The organism is Arthrobacter sp. DNA4 (assembly GCF_024362385.1).
In the GTDB taxonomy this organism is placed as follows: Bacteria; Actinomycetota; Actinomycetes; order Actinomycetales; family Micrococcaceae; genus Arthrobacter.
In genome coordinates this window covers 4,378,478-4,395,936 of the sequence record NZ_CP101466.1, presented here as the reverse complement: position 1 = coordinate 4,395,936, position 17,459 = coordinate 4,378,478, and the positions used below count along the sequence as shown (strand labels likewise).

Annotated in this window: 19 protein-coding genes; 10 read left to right on the top strand and 9 right to left on the bottom strand. The window is 66.7% G+C overall.

Features of this window, described 5'->3' with window-relative positions; all coding sequences use genetic code 11:
* The first annotated feature begins 60 nt into the window (after positions 1–60).
* Positions 61–378: a hypothetical protein gene (locus NMQ03_RS20315; RefSeq protein WP_255173706.1), complete on the top strand. Its 318-nt coding sequence runs from the start codon at positions 61–63 to the stop codon at positions 376–378.
* Positions 375–1,343 carry a serine/threonine-protein kinase gene (locus NMQ03_RS20310; protein WP_255173705.1) on the top strand — a complete coding sequence of 323 codons (969 nt, stop codon included), beginning with the start codon at positions 375–377 and terminating at the stop codon, positions 1,341–1,343. Before NMQ03_RS20315 ends, NMQ03_RS20310 begins: the two co-directional genes overlap by 4 nt.
* Here the strand turns inward: NMQ03_RS20310 and NMQ03_RS20305 are convergent.
* Positions 1,340–2,017 carry a histidine phosphatase family protein gene (locus tag NMQ03_RS20305; protein ID WP_255173704.1) on the bottom strand — a complete coding sequence of 226 codons (678 nt, stop codon included), beginning with the start codon at positions 2,015–2,017 and terminating at the stop codon, positions 1,340–1,342. The two genes, NMQ03_RS20310 and NMQ03_RS20305, sit on opposite strands and share 4 nt — an antisense overlap.
* Positions 2,018–2,165: 148 nt before the next feature.
* The gene (gene purB / locus NMQ03_RS20300) at positions 2,166–3,608 is read right to left on the bottom strand and encodes an adenylosuccinate lyase (RefSeq protein ID WP_255173703.1); all 1,443 of its coding nucleotides are present in this window, start codon (positions 3,606–3,608) and stop codon (positions 2,166–2,168) included.
* Positions 3,609–3,801: 193 nt separating this feature from the next.
* Here purB and NMQ03_RS20295 point away from each other — a divergent pair, with 193 nt between their 5' ends.
* Both NMQ03_RS20295 and NMQ03_RS20290 read left to right on the top strand, forming a co-directional pair.
* Complete coding sequence (locus NMQ03_RS20295; RefSeq protein WP_255173702.1) at positions 3,802–4,089, top strand: hypothetical protein; 288 nt, start codon at positions 3,802–3,804, stop codon at positions 4,087–4,089.
* Positions 4,090–4,175: 86 nt separating this feature from the next.
* A complete protein-coding gene (locus NMQ03_RS20290; protein ID WP_255173701.1) occupies positions 4,176–5,435 on the top strand; it encodes a hypothetical protein in 1,260 nt (419 codons plus the stop codon).
* 29 nt (positions 5,436–5,464) lie between these two features.
* Here the strand turns inward: NMQ03_RS20290 and NMQ03_RS20285 are convergent, their stop codons facing one another.
* The gene (locus NMQ03_RS20285; protein WP_255173700.1) at positions 5,465–6,364 is read right to left on the bottom strand and encodes a hypothetical protein; all 900 of its coding nucleotides are present in this window, start codon (positions 6,362–6,364) and stop codon (positions 5,465–5,467) included.
* A 254-nt stretch (positions 6,365–6,618) separates the two neighbouring features.
* The gene (locus tag NMQ03_RS20280) at positions 6,619–7,044 is read right to left on the bottom strand and encodes a phage holin family protein (protein WP_255173699.1); all 426 of its coding nucleotides are present in this window, start codon (positions 7,042–7,044) and stop codon (positions 6,619–6,621) included.
* A 107-nt stretch (positions 7,045–7,151) separates the two neighbouring features.
* Between NMQ03_RS20280 and NMQ03_RS20275 the strand changes: the two genes are divergently transcribed.
* The 5 genes from NMQ03_RS20275 (at position 7,152) to NMQ03_RS20255 (ending at position 12,752) form a co-directional block, all read left to right on the top strand.
* Complete coding sequence (locus tag NMQ03_RS20275; RefSeq protein WP_255173698.1) at positions 7,152–8,270, top strand: histidinol-phosphate transaminase; 1,119 nt, start codon at positions 7,152–7,154, stop codon at positions 8,268–8,270.
* A gap of 149 nt (positions 8,271–8,419) precedes the next feature.
* A complete protein-coding gene (gene pdhA / locus NMQ03_RS20270; RefSeq protein WP_255173697.1) occupies positions 8,420–9,652 on the top strand; it encodes a pyruvate dehydrogenase (acetyl-transferring) E1 component subunit alpha in 1,233 nt (410 codons plus the stop codon).
* The gene (locus tag NMQ03_RS20265; protein WP_255173696.1) at positions 9,652–10,632 is read left to right on the top strand and encodes an alpha-ketoacid dehydrogenase subunit beta; all 981 of its coding nucleotides are present in this window, start codon (positions 9,652–9,654) and stop codon (positions 10,630–10,632) included. The genes pdhA and NMQ03_RS20265 overlap by 1 nt, the downstream gene beginning before the upstream one ends.
* Positions 10,633–10,639: 7 nt before the next feature.
* A complete protein-coding gene (locus NMQ03_RS20260) occupies positions 10,640–12,118 on the top strand; it encodes a dihydrolipoamide acetyltransferase family protein (RefSeq protein ID WP_255173695.1) in 1,479 nt (492 codons plus the stop codon).
* A gap of 16 nt (positions 12,119–12,134) precedes the next feature.
* Positions 12,135–12,752, top strand: a complete 618-nt coding sequence (locus NMQ03_RS20255; RefSeq protein ID WP_255173694.1) for a phosphatase PAP2 family protein — start codon at positions 12,135–12,137, stop codon at positions 12,750–12,752.
* 22 nt (positions 12,753–12,774) lie between these two features.
* On the opposite strand, the gene NMQ03_RS20250 is transcribed toward NMQ03_RS20255, so the two are convergent.
* The 5 genes from NMQ03_RS20250 to NMQ03_RS20230 form a co-directional block, all read right to left on the bottom strand.
* Complete coding sequence (locus NMQ03_RS20250) at positions 12,775–13,110, bottom strand: hypothetical protein (protein WP_159629648.1); 336 nt, start codon at positions 13,108–13,110, stop codon at positions 12,775–12,777.
* A gap of 176 nt (positions 13,111–13,286) precedes the next feature.
* Entirely contained in the window at positions 13,287–13,715 is a 429-nt protein-coding gene (locus NMQ03_RS20245) for a universal stress protein (RefSeq protein ID WP_159629650.1), read from the bottom strand.
* A gap of 44 nt (positions 13,716–13,759) precedes the next feature.
* Entirely contained in the window at positions 13,760–15,052 is a 1,293-nt protein-coding gene (locus NMQ03_RS20240; protein ID WP_255173693.1) for a PLP-dependent aminotransferase family protein, read from the bottom strand.
* A 72-nt stretch (positions 15,053–15,124) separates the two neighbouring features.
* On the bottom strand, positions 15,125–15,766 hold the full coding sequence (locus NMQ03_RS20235; RefSeq protein WP_255173692.1) for a GerMN domain-containing protein: 642 nt from the start codon (positions 15,764–15,766) through the stop codon (positions 15,125–15,127).
* A gap of 175 nt (positions 15,767–15,941) precedes the next feature.
* Complete coding sequence (locus NMQ03_RS20230) at positions 15,942–16,499, bottom strand: NAD(P)H-dependent oxidoreductase (RefSeq protein ID WP_159629654.1); 558 nt, start codon at positions 16,497–16,499, stop codon at positions 15,942–15,944.
* 147 nt (positions 16,500–16,646) lie between these two features.
* Here NMQ03_RS20230 and NMQ03_RS20225 point away from each other — a divergent pair, with 147 nt between their 5' ends.
* The gene (locus tag NMQ03_RS20225) at positions 16,647–17,231 is read left to right on the top strand and encodes a TetR/AcrR family transcriptional regulator (protein WP_255175686.1); all 585 of its coding nucleotides are present in this window, start codon (positions 16,647–16,649) and stop codon (positions 17,229–17,231) included.
* Positions 17,232–17,459 lie beyond the last annotated feature (228 nt).

Here is a 17,459-nt window from a genome sequence, read left to right as displayed (position 1 = left end):
GGCTAGTTATATGTAAGCTTACGATTGTTCCTGAAGTTGCTTCACAACGGAGTCGTGAGTGTGTTGGTTTCTTTCACCGAAGTTTCACCGCGTGAGCCCCGCATGGGTGCGACCATCCCGGATGGGCACCTGGACCTGACGCGATCCACCCTGGACGGCACCACAGCGCCGCAGGGAAAGGCCGCTGTCCATTGCGGTTCACCGATGCAGCTGGTGACGCCGGCGCTCGGGTGGGAGCGCGCCAGCTACACCTTTGCCCCGACCGATGCCGGAAGCACCGAACTTCCGCCTGTGTGGCGTTGCGCCTGCGGGTTCCAGCTCGATGCATGGACGACTGATTCCAGCGGCGCACACCATACCGCAGCCTTTCCCGCATGAGTGCCGCGGGGACGGCAGTGCCGGCGCCCACGCATTCGTCGCTGAATGCCGCTGCGCCGCTGGCAGGCCGCTACCAGCTGAGGGAGCGCCTCGGCAGGGGAGCAGCTGCCGAAGTCTTTCGGGCGGTGGACCTGGAGGGCGGTCCGGAGGTGGCCGTGAAGATCGCGGCAGCCAGCGGCCGGAAGCAGCACCAGCGGATCCGGAACGAAGCTTCCGTCCTTGCCGGCCTCACCCACCCATCCATCGTGAAGCTGCTGGGCCAGGGCGTGGTGGGCGGCGGCGGGAGCCATGCGGGACGGCCCTATCTTGTGGAGGAGCTGGCCCTGGGGGCGACCCTGGCCGAAACCATACGGCTGGAAAGTCCCACCCCCGCTGATGTGGCCCTCTGGGCCCGCGGCCTGTTCGGTGCGCTCGCGTACCTTCACTCCAACGGGCTGGTGCACCGTGACATCAAGCCCGCAAACCTGATGCTGAGCGGCCTGCGGAGAAGTCCGGTCCGGATCATCGATTTTGGGATTGCCACCGCAACCGGCTCGGCGCCCGAGCCAGGAATCTCGTCCGGCACAGTGCACTATATGAGCCCCGAGCAGGCATCCGGCGGGACAGCGGCGCCGTCCTGGGATGTGTACGCCATGGGGCTGGTCCTGCTGGAGCTCCTCACGGGCACCAAAGCGTTTCCCGGCACCGCCATCGAATCCCTCGTGGCCCGCACCCTGCGGTCCCCGGACATCCCCGGCCACCTTGGCGCCTGGGTTCCCCTGCTGCGGTCCGTTACGGCCATGGATCCCCGGGAACGGCCGACGGCGGCAGCTGCCGCAGCGATGGCAGCGCGGCTGATACCCGGGGTACCGTCCCGCAGTGAAGGCTTTCAAGGGGCCCGCGGGAGCAGGCCCGGCGGGATCGTCGCCCGTCCGTGTCCCGCGCAGCGGGCACTTCCCTCCCGGCGCCACCGGCAGCAGGCCTAGGGGGCGGCTACGTCCCGACCTGTCGGGTCCTCCGCGGTCGGGTCTGCCAGGGCAAGGCCGCCCACCGGGCTTCCGTCCCAGTGGATCAGGGTCCAGCCGGTCGTCAAGCTGCCCTCGAGCGCCACGATTCCGGTGTTGGCCAGGACATGGCGTGCAGCGAACTCGTGGTCTGCACCCTCGGCCCGCAGCCCCGCCCAAGTACGGATGGCGGCGCCGTGGCTGACCACTGCAACGGTGCCGTGCTGCTGCCGTTCCGCCCGCCCGGCCACCAGTGCGATGGCAGCATCGAACCTGTCAAAGAAGGCGTGGCCGTCGGGCCCCGCGGGCATGCGCCGGTCCAGGTCGCCGGCAGCCCAGGAGATCACGGTGCCCATGTAGCGCTTATGGGATTCGTGGTCTGTGAGCTTCTCCAGTGATCCGGCCTCGATTTCATGCAGCCCCTCGAGCACCTCAACGTCAAGGGTGTGCAGCCGTGCCAACGGTGCGGCCGTTATCTGGGTCCTGATCAACGTGGACGCGTACAGCGCCTCGATGCGTTCGTTGGCAAGCGCCCGCGCCATGGCTTCTGCCTGCCGTTCGCCAAGTTCGGTCAACCCGGGGCCGGGATGGTCGGTGTCCAACTGGCCCAGTACGTTGCCGGGGGTTTCGCCGTGGCGGATCAGGAGCAACTTCATGTTCCCAGTTTCCCACCCCTCGCTGGTTGCGGGCGCACAGCGGAACTGTCCGTCACGGTGCCGCTCCAAAACGAAGGCGCCGGGCCCACGTGAGCCCGGCGCCGCCGTCGTGCTTCCTGCCCTGCCAACAGGCCTGCCGGCGCAGTGCCTACTTCAGGTGGTCCACCAGCTGGTCCGCGATGCCGGTGTAACGGCCGGGGGTGAGGGCCAGGAGGCGTGCCTCGGCCTCCGGGGAAAGGCCCAGGCCCTGCACGAATTCCTGCATGCGGGCGGCATCCACGCGCTGGCCGCGGGTGAGGTCCTTGAGGCGCTCGTAGGGGTTTTCCATGCCTTCGACGCCGGCGATTGCCTCGGCCCGCATCACCATCTGGATTGCCTCGCCCAGGACCTCCCAGTTGGTGTCCAGGTCCGCTGCCAGGACGTCCTCGGCAACATCCAGGCGCTCCAGGCCCTTGGCCACGTTGGAGATGGCCAGGAGGGAGTGCCCGAATGCGACGCCAATGTTGCGCTGGCTGGAGGAGTCGGTGAGGTCGCGCTGCCAGCGCGAGGTCACCAACGTGGCGGCCAGGGTGTCCAGCAGGCCGTTGGAGATCTCCAGGTTGGCCTCGGCGTTCTCGAAGCGGATGGGGTTGACCTTGTGCGGCATGGTGGACGAGCCGGTTGCCCCGGCCACCGGGATCTGCGCGAAGTAGCCAATGGAGATGTAGCTCCAGACGTCGGTGCAGACGTTGTGCAGGATGCGGTTGAAGCGGGCCACGTCGGCGTAGAGCTCGGCCTGCCAGTCGTGGCTTTCGATCTGCGTGGTGAGCGGGTTCCAGGTGAGGCCCAGGCCTTCGACGAACGACCTGGAGACCTGCTGCCAGTCGGCGCCCGGGACGGAGGCCACATGGGCGGCGTAGGTGCCGGTGGCACCGTTGATCTTGCCCAGGTATTCGGTCTTCGCGATCCGGTCCAGCTGACGGGTCAGGCGGTGCGCGATGACGGCCAGTTCCTTGCCCAGCGTGGTGGGGGTGGCCGGCTGGCCATGGGTGCGGGACAGCATGGGAACCGCCCGGTTGTCCTCCGCCATCCTGCTGATCTGGGCCACCAGGGCCCGGGCTGCCGGGAGCCACACGTCCTCCACAGCGCCCTTGACGCCCAAAGCGTAGGAGAGGTTGTTGATGTCCTCGGAGGTGCAGCCGAAGTGGACCATGGCGGTCAGGTTTTCAATGCGGATTGCGGGGAGGCGGCGGCCGATGTAGTACTCCACAGCCTTCACGTCGTGCACGGTCACGGCTTCGATGTCGGCGAGCTCCTGCACCGACGCTGCATCGAATTCGGTGACGATGGCGCGGAGCCGGTCCTGCTGTTCGGCGCTCAGGGGTCCGGCGCCGGGAAGGACGTTGTTGCTGGTCAGGTGGATAAGCCACTCAACTTCCACGGCCACGCGGTCCCGGTTCAGGGCGGCCTCGGACAGGTAGTCCACGAGGGGCGCGACGGCGGACTGGTAACGGCCGTCCAGGGGTCCAAGAGCGATTTTTTCCGATGACGCGGCGAGGGCCAGGCGTCCTGAGGGCGTACGGGTATCAGCTGTGGCGGCAGTTTCAGGCATGTGCTGATTCTTTCATGAAGTCCGGCACCGCCTTAAGCGGATCGTCCACGTTACTTGTCCACATAGCCGACGGCGGCGCTTACGTGGGCAGCGGCGCGTGCCTAGCGTTGGGAGCGGCACGGTTGGGGCGGTTGTCCGGCCGGGGAGGCCGGGACGGGCGCCGGGCAGGAAGCTGGGACGGGGGGACGGTTTGATGGACGGGATATGGGGTCGCGGGCCGGGCATCAGCCTCGCAGTCCAGGAGGTGGGCAGGAAGGTGGCCCGGTCATCGGACCGGACTGAAGAGGTGCTGGCGGGATTTCACCAGATCCAGCTGGAGGACTGGCAGTCGCCGGCCGGACAGGCATACCGCGATTCCGTGAGCCTGCAGGCGGTGGCAGTACGGCGGGCCCTGGACCGGATCCGGGAGGCTTCTGCCGCAGTGGCCGTCCATGCCCGTGCAGCGTTGACAGCCAATTGTCCAGCTGACGGAGGGTTCTGATGGCGGACGCAACTCCCTCCGGATCAGGCGGCCCCCTTCATGTTTCGCCGCCTCCTCCGGACGGAATCCTGACAATATCCGGAGGCGTGGGTGGCATCACGGTGCAGCTGGAGGAACTGGAGGCGGGAGCCGTGAAGCTGGATGGGCTCGCCAGGGGGCTCACCGCCGTTGAGGCGGAGCTTTTTGGGGCCTGGCAGGAGCTTTGTCCCTACCAGGACCAACCCCGCGCCACAGGCTCCGCGGCGCTCATCGCGGTGGGGGAGGCGCGGGATGCGGTCCAGAAAGTCCGCCTGGAACTGCAGCGGATCAGTGGACAGGTGCGCAGCTGCAGGTGGGATTACGAAATGGCCGAATCCACTGCCCACATGCAGTGGATGCTGGGTCTGTCGGAACCGGACGTGGAACTGCAGAAGCACGTTGATTTCTGGCGCACAGGCTTCCTGAACGGTGATGCCACTGAATCAGTGCTGGCGAATGCCGTTACGGTCCTTCCCGGGATCAAACCGGCGGTTGGCTGGCTCGTCCCGTCGCTGCGCCCGGGCCCTGTAACAGTCAGGCAGGAGGAGCGCCTGCGCATCGACCTCGACGCCACGCCCGCCGGGCTGCTTGAGCGGGTCAGGCTGATCGAGGAGCGCGGCAGCGGCTACATCGAAGTTATCGAGGTGGATACCGGCGGCGGAAAGGCCTACGTCGTGGTGGTTCCCGGGACACAGATGAACGACGCCGACCACGGCACCAATCCTTTCGATCTTTCCGGCATCGTCGACGGGATGGGCAGCAATTCGGAGCAGGTGAATGCCGCTGTCCTCCAGGCACTTCGGGCCGCCGGTGCGGAACCGGGGGCTGAGGTGGTGGCGGTGGGATACAGCCAGGGCGGCATCCATGCCATGAACCTGGCGGCGGATGAGGGCGTCCTCAGGGAGTACCGCCTGAAGTACGTCCTAACGGCCGGATCTCCCGTTGCCCGCATCACGCCCGCGCCGGAGGTCAGCACTCTTCACCTGGAACACCGCACGGACTGGGTGCCGGGCACTGATGGGCTGCCGAACCGGGACGCCCGGAACCAGGTCACCGTGACCGTGACCAATGACCTGTACGTGCGCGGCGGAGAAGACGCCGGCCTGGGACCCGGGCACCGCCTGACCGGCTACGAGGAGGCGGCAGAGCTTGTGGGCGCCAGCAAGGATCCGTCGTTGGTCCAGTCCACCGCTGTACTGGGCGGGGTCCTGGGCGCCGGCGGGGCTGCCACTGCCACCCGTTTCTCCTTGTCGAAGCCCCCGCCGCCCGCTCCACCGATGGACCGCAGGGATCCTTTTTCCGGGCGGCCGCAGCCGGGTGCCCGGTAAGTCTTGTTTGTCCCTGGCTATCGCCGCCCTCACGCAATCTGTGCGGCGTGCAGTTCCACGTACCGGGTGGACCTGGGCTGTTCGGGTTGCGGGGCAGGTGGGGAGGGCTGCGGGGCAGGCTGCGGAGGAGTCACTGGAACGGGCGTCGGAGTGGGTGGCGGAGCGGCGGCCGGGCACCGGTAGTTGTAGTCCAGGTTGTTCTCGGTGAACTGGGTTGTGGTGACGGTCCCGCCTGGTGTCAGGGGGTCGGACGCGCAATACTCTTTTGCGGACCAGGCCGAGTCGGGGCTTACCAACCAGTTCCGGAGGGCGTACAGGTTGCTGCCAGGACTTACCCCGCCCACAATTTCGCCGAACTGGTAGGAAGTGGAATAGATGCCCACTTCCGCCCCGGTCCCCTGCAGGTAGGCGGTCATGCCTTCCAGCTCAGCTGCATTTGCTGCCTTGTCCCATAACCAGTTGTTTCCGGTTTCAACGTCCAGCCACCACAGCCGGCGTGCCCCGCCGCCGTCCACTCCCTTCAGGATTGCGGCATCAGTGGCAGCCATGGCGTAGCCGTGAACGTAAGCGCAGGCCGGGGACGCGGTGCCGTCACACAATCCATACGGGTTGCTGACCGCGCCGCCCCCGTAGGTGTTGTCCGCCGGCCACCACAACCACTCCGCGGGCCCGGTAGCGGCGGTGTTCACATACACCGCCGCCGGCGTTCCTCCGGCCGACTCCGCGCTCTGGTCCGCCCACGCCAACTGGGCATCCAGGCACGGGTTGACAGTGTCCGGGCGGCCGCCGTTCACGCCCACTATCGCGAATGCCGGGGGCGCCGGAAGATCAGCGCCGCACTGCGGCCAGGAGATGTCATTGCCCAAAGGGACCCCGCCCTGCAGGGCGGGGTCTGATTCTGCATGGGCGGGGCCGGCCTGCCATGTCATAAGCAGGCAGGCCGCGAGCACCAACCTTATGGGCTTCATTGTGCGCCCCCGTTTTCCGGAACTGACAGCAACGGGCCTCTTTGGGCCCGGTTTGAAGCCTAAGCGGCTGGTCCCGTGGGGGTCATGGGTGGCAGGTACTGGAGTTTTTCCTGCTGTTCCGGGGAGCCGTACCTAATGGGTACCTGTTCGCCGCCGTCCTCCTACTTGGTAGGGCAGGCTTCCCGGGGGCTTCGAAAGAGGGGCGATCTGCCGGGTCAGCGCCTGCCGCCCGGCAGCAAACCCGCCACCAGGGACACCAGGGAGATGATGACCGCGGCCAGCAGCGCAGTCCAGAAGAAGGAATCGATCGTGAGGTGCACCGGCGTGTAACTGCTGATCCAGGCCGTCAGGTACAGCATGGCGGCATTGATGACGATGGCGAACAAGCCAAGCGTCAGGATGGTGATCGGAAGCGCGAGGAGCCGCACCAGCGGCCGCACGAAGGCGTTGACCACGCCGAAGATAAGGCCGATGAACAGGTAGGCCAGGACAATGCCGATCGTCCCGGTGTCCTGTGAAATGCCGGTCCTGGCTACGGCATCAGATGCCGCTGTGCTGGAGATGTCCATTCCCGGCAGCAGCCAGCTGGCCACCCACAGGGCTGCGGCATTGACGGTGACCCGAAGGATGAATGAACCCATGGCACCATGCTTCCATACCGCTCCTCGGGGGAGGACGGCGGCGTGCCCCGATTTTTCGGGGCTGGCTCCCCGGATTCCCCCGGGACGTTGGACGTAGGCTAGGAGCCATGACTTCATCTGATACCAGGGCGGGCGGCATCGCACCGCGCCCGGTGCTGGACCGGCTGCCGCGCTACGCGGCAGGAAAACCGCCGGCCGCCGTCAGCGGTCTTGCCAGCTACAAGCTGTCCTCCAACGAAAACCCGCTGCCGCCCATCCCGGCCGTCCTCGAGGCCATCGCCGGCCAGACGGACTTCAACCGGTACCCGGACCCGCTGAGCAGTAAGCTTCGCACGGCGCTCGCGGATTTCCTGGGCGTACCGGCGGATGACATCGTCACAGGAGCGGGAAGCCTGGGCGCCCTGAACCAGATCCTGGCTGCTTTTGCCGGGCAGAACGAGGACGGTAAAGCGGACGAGGTCATCTATGCGTGGCGGTCCTTTGAGGCGTACCCCATCAGCGTGGGCCTGGCAGGGGCGGAGAGCGTACGCATCCCGGTGACCGCCGAGGGACGGCATGACCTGGAGGCCATGGCGGCCGCGGTGAGTGCCCGCACCAAAGTCATCCTGCTGTGCACGCCCAATAACCCCACCGGCCCGGCTCTTACTGCAGCCGAAACCGAAGCGTTTATCCGCTCCATCCCGGCAGACGTTGTGGTGGTCATCGATGAGGCCTACCAGGAGTTTGTCAGGGCGGAGGACGCCGTGGACGGGATCGACCTTTACCGGAAATATCCCAACGTGGTGGTGCTCCGTACTTTCTCCAAAGCGCACGGCCTGGCCGGGCTACGCGTTGGCTACAGCGTCTCCAACCCCGGACTGACCCAGTACTTAAGGGTCGCCGCAACACCCTTTGCGGTCTCCCAGATAGCTGAAAAGGCAGCAATCGTTTCCCTCGAGAACCATGCCCAGGTTGTGGAAAGGGTACAAAAACTCGTGGATGAGCGGACCCGGGTCACCGAGGGTCTCCGGGACCTCGGCTGGGCGGTCCCGGATGCCCAGGGAAACTTCGTCTGGCTCGCGCTTGGCGCCCAAAGTACCGCTTTCGCAGAGATGGCAGGGACACGCGCCCTGTCCGTCCGGGCATTCGCCGGAGAGGGCGTGAGGGTCAGTATCGGAGAACCCGAGGCGAACACCCGATTCCTCCAGTTGTGTGCCGACTATACAAAGGCACCCGCAACTTCCTAGCACTTAACAAGTAGCCCTCCCGCTACTTACCGAAGATAAAGTTAGGATCAGTAAGCCAATGTATATGCCGTGCCGGGAATGTATTCCCCGTGCGGCATATATCCCAGCGACATTGCATTGCATCCGGATGCGGCAAGCAAGGAGACGGTATGGGCACTCATCTGCCTTCCACCGAGTTCGACGGAACAGCGGTAGACGACCAGCGGGAAGCCGATGCTGAAGCCGTGATGGGCGAGCCCGCGGCCCAGATGGTGCAGCTGCTCGGTCCCGACGGGAAACTGGGCACCGATCCGGTCTTCAGCGACTACGCGGACAAACTCACCCCTGAGGATCTCCGCGGCCTGTACGCGGACATGGCCGCGATCCGCCGGTTCGACGTCGAAGCGACCGCCCTCCAGCGCCAGGGCCAACTGGCGCTCTGGGTCCCGCTGACGGGCCAGGAGGCAGCACAGATCGGATCGGGCAGGGCCAGCCAGCCGCAGGACTACATCTTCCCCACCTACCGCGAGCACGGCGTGGCCCTTACGCGCAACGTGGACCTGGCCGAACTCCTGCGCCAGTTCCGCGGTGTTTCCAACGGCGGCTGGAACCCCAAGGACACCAACTTCCACCTGTACACGCTGGTCCTGGCTGCACAGACCCTCCACGCCGTGGGCTACGCGATGGGGATCCAGCGCGACCAGAAGCTCGCCGCCGCATCGAACCCGGCAGGCAGGGAGCCGGATGCGGCCGTCATCGCGTACTTCGGCGATGGCGCCAGCTCGGAAGGCGACGTCCATGAGTCAATGGTGTTCGCCTCCTCCTACAAAGCCCCCGTGGTGTTCTTCTGCCAGAACAACCACTGGGCCATCTCCGTGCCCACCAACGTCCAGACCCGGGTTCCGCTGTCCAACCGGGCCAAGGGCTACGGGTTCCCCGGCATCCGGGTCGACGGAAATGACGTGATCGCCGTGCACGCCGTCACCGGGTGGGCGCTGGAGCACGCCCGCCAGGGCAAGGGGCCGGTCCTCATCGAAGCCTTCACCTACAGGGTCGGGGCGCATACCACGGCGGACGATCCCACCAAGTACCGGCAGTCGGCGGAGGAAGACGCATGGCGCGCCAAGGACCCGCTGGCGCGCCTGGAGAAGTACCTGCGTGCCGAGGGCCTTGCAGACGACGCCTACTTCGCCAAGGTCAAGGCCGACGGCGACGAACTGGCCGCGTACGTCCGGCGTACCGCCCACGACCTTGAAAACCCGGATATCCGGCAGGCCTTCGCCAACGTCTACAGGGAGGCGCACCCGCTGGTCGCCGAGGAACTGGCGTGGTTCGAGGAATACAGCGCAGGATTCGCCGGCGAGGAAGAGTCCGCCGGGCAGGCAGCAAAGGCAGGCCACTGATGACCACCATGACCATCGCGAAGGCCATCAACGAAGGCCTTCGCGCCACTTTGGCCGCACACCCCAAATCGCTGCTGATGGGCGAGGACATCGGGCCGCTGGGCGGCGTCTACCGGGTCACGGACGGGCTGATCGGCGAGTTTGGCCCGGACCGCGTGGTGGACACGCCGCTGGCCGAGTCCGGGATCATCGGCACCGCCATCGGCCTGGCTCTCCGGGGATACAGCCCGGTCTGCGAGATCCAGTTCGACGGCTTCGTCTTCCCCGGCTTCAACCAGATCACCACCCAGCTCGCCAAAATCCATTCGCGCAGCAACGGCAACCTCAGCGTGCCCGTGGTCATCCGGATTCCGTATGGCGGGGGCATCGGCTCCATTGAACACCATTCCGAATCCCCGGAGGCACTGTTCGCCCACACGGCGGGCCTGCGCATCATCACCCCGTCCAACCCGCATGACGCCTACTGGATGATCCAGCAGGCCGTGGAATGCCAGGACCCCGTCATCGTTTTCGAACCCAAGCGCCGCTACTGGCTCAAAGGCGACGTTGATGTCGAGGCACCCGGGCCGTCGGAGGATCCGTTCAAGGCCCACGTCCTTCGCGAGGGCACCGACGCCACCGTGGTGGCCTACGGCCCCTTGGTGCCCGTGGCGCTGGCAGCCGCGAACGCAGCGGAGGAGGACGGCAGGAGCGTCGAGGTCATCGACCTCCGGTCAATCTCCCCGATCGATTTCGACACCGTCACCGCCTCCGTCCAAAAGACCGGGCGGCTGATCGTCACGCACGAGGCTCCCACGTTCGGCGGCATCGGCGGCGAGATCGCAGCCCGGATCAGCGAGCGGGCGTTCCACTCCCTTGAGGCGCCCGTGATCCGCGTCGGCGGGTTCCACATGCCCTACCCCGTTGCCAAGGTGGAGGAAGACTACCTTCCGGACATCGACCGCATCCTGGAGGCGCTGGACCGCGCCCTCTCCTACTGAGGACACCATGACCCTGAACAAGTTCAACCTGCCCGACGTCGGCGAGGGCCTCACCGAGGCGGAAGTCGTCTCCTGGAAGGTCAAGCCCGGCGATACCGTCGCCGTCAATGACGTCATCTGCGAGATCGAAACCGCAAAGTCGATCGTGGAGCTGCCGTCCCCCTTTGCCGGAACAGTCACCGAACTGCTGGTGGAGGAAGGGGTGACTGTCGACGTCGGGACCGCCATCATCAGCGTCAGCGACGAAGTTTCCGGCGACCCCACTCCCGCCGATGTCCGCGCGCCCCAGGCCGTCCCCGCCGCCGGTACTCCCGCTGAATTTCCTGCCCAGCCGCTCTACGGCAAGCTGTCAGCGGATGCGGGGGAGACCGGGAGTGAAGGAACCCCGTCCGCCGCTCCCCTGGTGGGTTCAGGACCCAAGGCCGACGCCGTCAAGCGGCGTCCCCGGAAGACTGCACCGGCTGCTGCCGTGACCTTCAACGCCCCCGAAGTTGAACCTGTCCAGCCCCGCACGCCCGCCGAAGTTTCCGCCGCCGAACCTGCCGCCGTCGACGCCCGCCCAACCCTTGGCGGCACCATCACGGGCCTGGTCAACCGGGTGCTGGCCAAGCCCCCGGTCCGCAAGATTGCCCGCGACCTGGGCATCGACCTCGCTGACGTCGTGGCCACCGGTTCCCGCGGCGAGGTGACGCGCGAGGACCTGGTGAGCTACCAGGCGCAGCGCGACGCCGAACTGGACAAGGCGGACGGTTTCTGGGGCAAGGCCGGGAAGCCGCAGGACCAGCGCGTGGAAAGCATTCCGGTCAAGGGCGTCCGCAAGGCCACGGCAAAGGCCATGGTGGAATCGGCGTTCGCAGCACCGCATGTGAGCATCTTCGTGGACGTCGACGCCAGCCGCACCATGGAATTCGTCAAGCGGCTCAAGGCCTCCCGGGACTTCGAGGGCATCAAGGTCTCGCCGCTGCTCATCCTGGCCAAGGCCGTCATCTGGGCCGCCGCGAGGAACCCCAGCGTGAACGCAGCCTGGGTGGACAACGAGGACGGCAGCGCCGAGATCCAGGTCAAGCACTTCATGAACCTGGGCATTGCCGCGGCCACTCCGCGCGGCCTCATGGTGCCCAACATCAAGAACGCGCAGGACCTGTCCTTGAAGGAGCTGGCCCTGGCGCTGAACGACCTGGCCACCACGGCCAGGGCCGGGAAGACGCAGCCGGCGCAGATGCAGGGCGGGACACTGACCATCACCAACATCGGCGCCCTGGGCATCGACACCGGTACGCCGATCATCAATCCGGGCGAGGTGGCCATCGTTGCCTTCGGAACCATCAAGCAGAAGCCCTGGGTCCTGGACGGAGAGGTGATTCCCCGCTGGATCACCACGCTCGGGGGATCCTTCGACCACCGCGTGGTGGATGGTGACCTGTCCGCCCGTTTCATGGCCGACGTCGCAGCCATCCTGGAGGAGCCCGCGCTCCTCCTGGACTAGGGCGCCGGGTCAGGACGTGGCAGTAAACAACGACGTAATCCGGGCCAGGAACCGCACAGCCAGGTGGCTGACGGAGGTCTTCCAGCCTCCCGTGGTGGTTTCCCTGCAGCTGCTGATCAGCCCGCTGGCCCAGCCGGGTTTCCCGGAAACCATCGGCTACGGCGCGCTGGCGGCCCTCTTCGTGTGCGTGCTTCCGCTGATGGTGCTGCTGGTCCTGGTCAGGCTGGGCAAGGTCACGGACCACCATGTAAGCGACCGGAAGCAGCGTGCACCCGTGCTGCTGATGGCGCTGGGCTGCATCGCTGTGGGGCTGCTTGTACTGGGCGCCGTGGATGCGCCGGAGAGCGTCTTTGCGATGGTCCTGGCGGTGGTGGGGGGCGTGGCGGTACTGGCTGTGGTCAGTCCGTTCTGGAAGATGAGCGGCCACGCCGCTGCCGTGTCCTGCGCCGCCGTCGTATCCGTGCTGATGCTCGGCGCCGCGTGGGCACCGCTGCTGCTCCTGATCCCGGCAGTCAGCTGGTCACGGGTGGTGCTGCGGGCCCACTCCCTGGCCCAGGTGGTGGCCGGATCGCTCTTCGGCGGCCTGGTGATGGCCGGGATCTGGTGGCTGCTGCAGGGCTGGCTGGTGGCCTGAACGTCCACGCGCCGAAACGGGCCTAGTAGGCGGCGTATGCCGTGAAAGCCTCGAGCATGGCCGGATCCGCGGTGGTTCCCAGCACAACAGCGGCTGCGGTCATCAGGCCGCCCATGAGCGCGGCCATGCCGGCCCAGGCGCTCAGGAGCTTCCAGTCCTCGCGCAGGACGCTGCGCACGGTCTGCGGAAGCTGGAGCCCGGGGGTTATGAGGTTCGGTGCGCTGTCCAGGCTGCCGTCATCAAGGAGCGCAACCACCCGGTCATTGCTGCGGTCCACCCGCATGGAGCTGATGTGGTTGCCGTGGCGGGCCAGGAGGATGTCGTGGCCAACAAGCTGGCGGCGCTGCAAGGTGATCAAGGGGAGCCCTTCGCTGGAGGTGGATTCGGCAGTGTCCACGCCTTTGGGGGCCCATTCAATTTTATCGTTGCGCCAGCAGCTGAAACGGTGATATGGCGGTGAGAACGGACACCCCCCGCAGCGATATCCGCCACCACGGGGGGTGTCCTGCGTTACCCCAGGAGGGCTTCCGCGCGTTAGTCGGCGTCGTAGGTGTTGGCGATGTACACGTCGCACGGGGCGTTGTGGGCCACGCTGTTGGCCACGCTGCCAAGGACCCGGCCGATGCCGTGCATGCGCCGGTTTCCCACGACGATCACGCGGGCATCCATGCGGACGGCTTCCTTGATGAGGGCGTCTGCGGGCCGTCCGCGGGCTGCCGAATACGTAACCGGGACGTCGCGGCCCAGCGACTCAGCCACGGTCCGTGCCACCTGCTCTGCGGCGTCGGCGTCGGACACGATCCACCGGTCGCTGCCGCTGCCGAAGACCTCGGTCCGGTCGCTGTCGAAGGCTGACACGACGTGCAGTGAAGCGCCCAGTCCTGCAGCCAGGTTCCGGGCCGACTCCGCCGCCCTCTTCGCGGTCTCGCTGCCGTCAACCCCTACAACGATGATTCCACCCATATGCATGCTCCTTTGCTCGGTTTTCGGCGTTCGTGTGGCTTACGCTACAGCGCCGCCATGGCTTCCTGCAGCACCGGCGCCAATCGGCGCACCCCCTCGGCGATAGCGTCGGAGGGAACGGCGCTGAACGCGAGCCGCAGCTTGTTGGACGGCTCGTCCGACGGCGTGAAGGCGGCGCCGGGGATAAACACGACGCCGGCATCGATCGCCTTGTGCAGCAGCGGGTAGGTGTCAACACCTTCGGGCAGGGTCACCCAGACGAAGAAGCCCCCCTGCGGGCTGGTCCAGGTGGTCCCCGCCGGCATGTACTCCTTGAGCGCTGCCAGCATGGCGCGGCAGCGTTCGGCATACAGCCCGCGGTAGGTTTCGATCTGGCCTTTCCAGTCGTAGTCGCGCAGGTAGGCGGACACCAGCATCTGGTTCAGGGCCGGCGGGCAGAGCGTCACCGATTCCGCGGCGAGGTAGTACCGGCGCTGCAGGTGCTCAGGCACCAGGGCCCAGCCGATGCGGAGGCCGGGGGCGAAGATCTTGGAAAAGGAACCGAGGTAGATGACGTCGTCCGGGTTGGCTGCGCGCAGGGGAGGCAAGGGTTCACCTTCAAAGCGCAGCAGTCCGTAGGGGTTGTCCTCAAGAACCAGAATATTCGCCCTGCGGCATATATCGACCACCTGCTGGCGCCGTTCCCGGGCCAGCGTGATCCCTGAGGGATTGTTGAAGTTGGGGATGGTGTAGAGGAACTTGATGCTCTTGCCCGCGAGCTGCAGCGCCGCGATCCGCGCCTCCAGAAGCTCCGGGACCAGGCCGTACTGGTCCATCTCCACGGTCTCCACCCGCACCTGGTAGGCCTCAAAGGTGTTCAGTGCGCCGACGTAGGTGGGATCCTCCACCAGGACCACGTCTCCCGGATTGCAGAAGAGCTTGGTGGCCACGTCCTGGGCCGACTGTGAGCCGGCGGTGATCACCACGTTCTGCGGCAGGGCATCCAGGATTCCCTCGGCGGCCATGACCTCGCAGATCTGCGCCCGGAGCTCCGCGGTTCCCTGCCCGGCGCCATATTGAAGGGCCGTGAGTCCGTCGTCGGCAATGATTTTCGCCGCCGTCGCTGCGAGGCGGTCCAGGGGAAGTGACTGCAGGTACGGGCTTCCCCCCGCCAGGGAAACCAGTCCGGGGCGCATCGAGATGTCGAAAACATCCCGGACGGCCGACTGGCGGATGTTGGCCGCCCGCTCGGAAAACAGTCCCTCGTGGCGGTGGGCGGACGTGGCCGCGCGCTCGATCGCATCGATGGCTTCGGCGGGCAGCGTTCCGGCGGAGGCGTCAAGTGTTTCGTGGGTCACAAAGTCAGGATACAGCCCGTTGTTGCTTCCAAGGCAACATATGTTTCAAGGGGATGCGCGGCTTGCGAAGCGCTAATCCAGGCTCAGATAGTCCGCCAGCGTTTCCCCATTGATGTAGATGTCGGCCCTGACGGCACCCACGGCTTCGAGGGCGGTCTGGGTGAGCTGGGCCTCGATCCTGGGAAGGTCGCATGTTCCGCCCTGGTTCAGCGTTCCCGAAAGGTAGACCCTGACAGTGGTTCCGTCGAAGCTCCCGGAGAGGAACGTCAGCCGGGAAGAGCCCAGCGCGTTGTAGGCGTTCACGGGCGGGCGGCCGCCACCCAGCAGGGCGCCGATTGCCGCCTTGAGCCGGGCGTCCCCGGTGCCTCCCGGCTGGCCGGAGCCAACCAGGCTGTCATTGCAGCCGAAGCGGACGCCGTGCCTGCCGCCGTCGTCCACCATCACGAAATATGCCGTCACCGGGGGAGCCGTTGGCCCGGCATTGGCACCGGGGTCCGGAGGGGCGGGCGGACTGTCCGGTCTTTCCCCTGTTGCTCCGGCCGTACCGGTGGAAGGGGTAGCCGGCACCGTGGCGGGAAGGAGGGCCAGCGGGGCCTCGCTGGATCCGGCGCTGCCCCCGATGGCCGTGCAGCCGGAGAGCAGAAGCGCCAGGCAGCCGGCCACCGCAGCCAGGGCACCGCGCCCACGCCCGTCCCCGCTCCATCTTTTTGCCATGCGGCACCGCAATCCGATCCGGTAGGTCCAGGGGATTAACGCTACGGCGGCGCCTGCCGGCGGAGATGTCCGCACGGTACCGGTTGGGACAAGAGTTGGTCACGGCAACCCCGCAACGCCGGATGCAGCAGCGCCCGGCACGCGGGAGGCGTGCCGGGCGCTGCGCCGCGGGGGACTAGGCGGCGGGAGCTGCTGCGGCAAGGGTGTCGAAGATGCCCTTGATCTGCTCTACAACCTCGGCGTCGTCCTTGGGGTGGACTTCGGCGAAGCGCACCATGGAACCCGGGACGGCGAGCTTGACGTCCTCCAGGATCCGGGCCCCTGCAATGCCGGCGGCCTTGCGGGCCTCATCCTGGGCCCAGACGCCGCCGTACTGGCCAAACGCGGTGCCCACGACGGCGGTGGGCTTGCCTGCCAGGGCGCCGGCGCCGAAGGGGCGGGACAGCCAGTCAATGGCGTTCTTCAGGGCGGCAGGAACCGTGCCGTTGTGCTCGGGGGTGACCAGCAGGACGGTGTCGGCTTCTTCGGCTGCGGCGCGCAGGGCTGCGGCGGCGGCAGGGACCTGGCCCTCGACGTCGATGTCCTCGTTGTAGAACGGGATGTTGCCGAGGCTCTCGTGGATCACCACGTCCACCTGCTCCGGGGCGTTGAGCTGGATGGCTTCGGCCAGCTTCTGGTTGGTGGACTCGGCGCGGAGGCTGCCGACAAGGGTAAGTACGGTGCTCTTGGTCATGGGAACTCCTGGCTAGGGGAGCGGCGGGGGCCGCTATCGGTCAAACTTCAGGCTCGCGGAGCCTTCACCAGACTAAACGGACCGTAGTCCGGTTGTATTCCCCATGCTTACACTGTCTGTGTGAGTTCCATCCCAGTGCGGCCGGGTATGGCCCCGGCAACGGCCGCGGAACGCAGCGATGCTGCCCGGAACCGGGAGCGCCTCCTGCTGGCTGCCCGGGAACTGATCGAGCAGGGCGGAGCCGCTGCGCTCACCATGGACCGCCTGGCCGGGCAGGCCGGCGTGGGCAAGGGCACTGTCTTCCGCCGCTTTGGCAGCCGGGCCGGGGTGATGCTCTCCTTACTGAACGACTCCGAGGCCGCGTTTCAAGCCCGGTTCCTGTTCGGACCGCCGCCACTGGGGCCCGGTGCTCCGCCGCTCGACCGGCTGATCGCCTTCGGAACCGAGCGGATCGCCTACGTGGTGGAATATGGGGACCTGGTGCTTGCTGCCGGAAATGCTTCCAGGGGAAAGTTCGAAGTACCCGCCGCCGCCCTCTGGGACCGGCATGTGGAGATGCTGCTGCGCGAAGGTGGAATCGACTCCCCGGAACCCTGGCTGATGGCCGGATCCCTCAACGCCACCCTCGACCCCAAGCGGCTCCTGCACCTTATCCGTGAACATGGCGTGACACGCGAACGGCTGGCAACATCATGGCGTGACCTTGTGACACGGGTTGTCACGGGCGCGTAGGTTACGTGATGGAATGCTCCCGCGTCCAGTCACGCGGGCTTCACAGAACTATTCATAACGATCTGATACGGCGCGTCCAATTTCCGGGGATTCCGGCACTTTTCGGCTTGGGGCTTGTGATAGTTTCCTCTGGAATGTGACCCGCGACATAGTCCACCAGGACCCGCCCTAAGGGCTGCGGGAGGCCAGCTACCCGCTGGTGCAGGACCCGGTGAGGCGGCACAACCC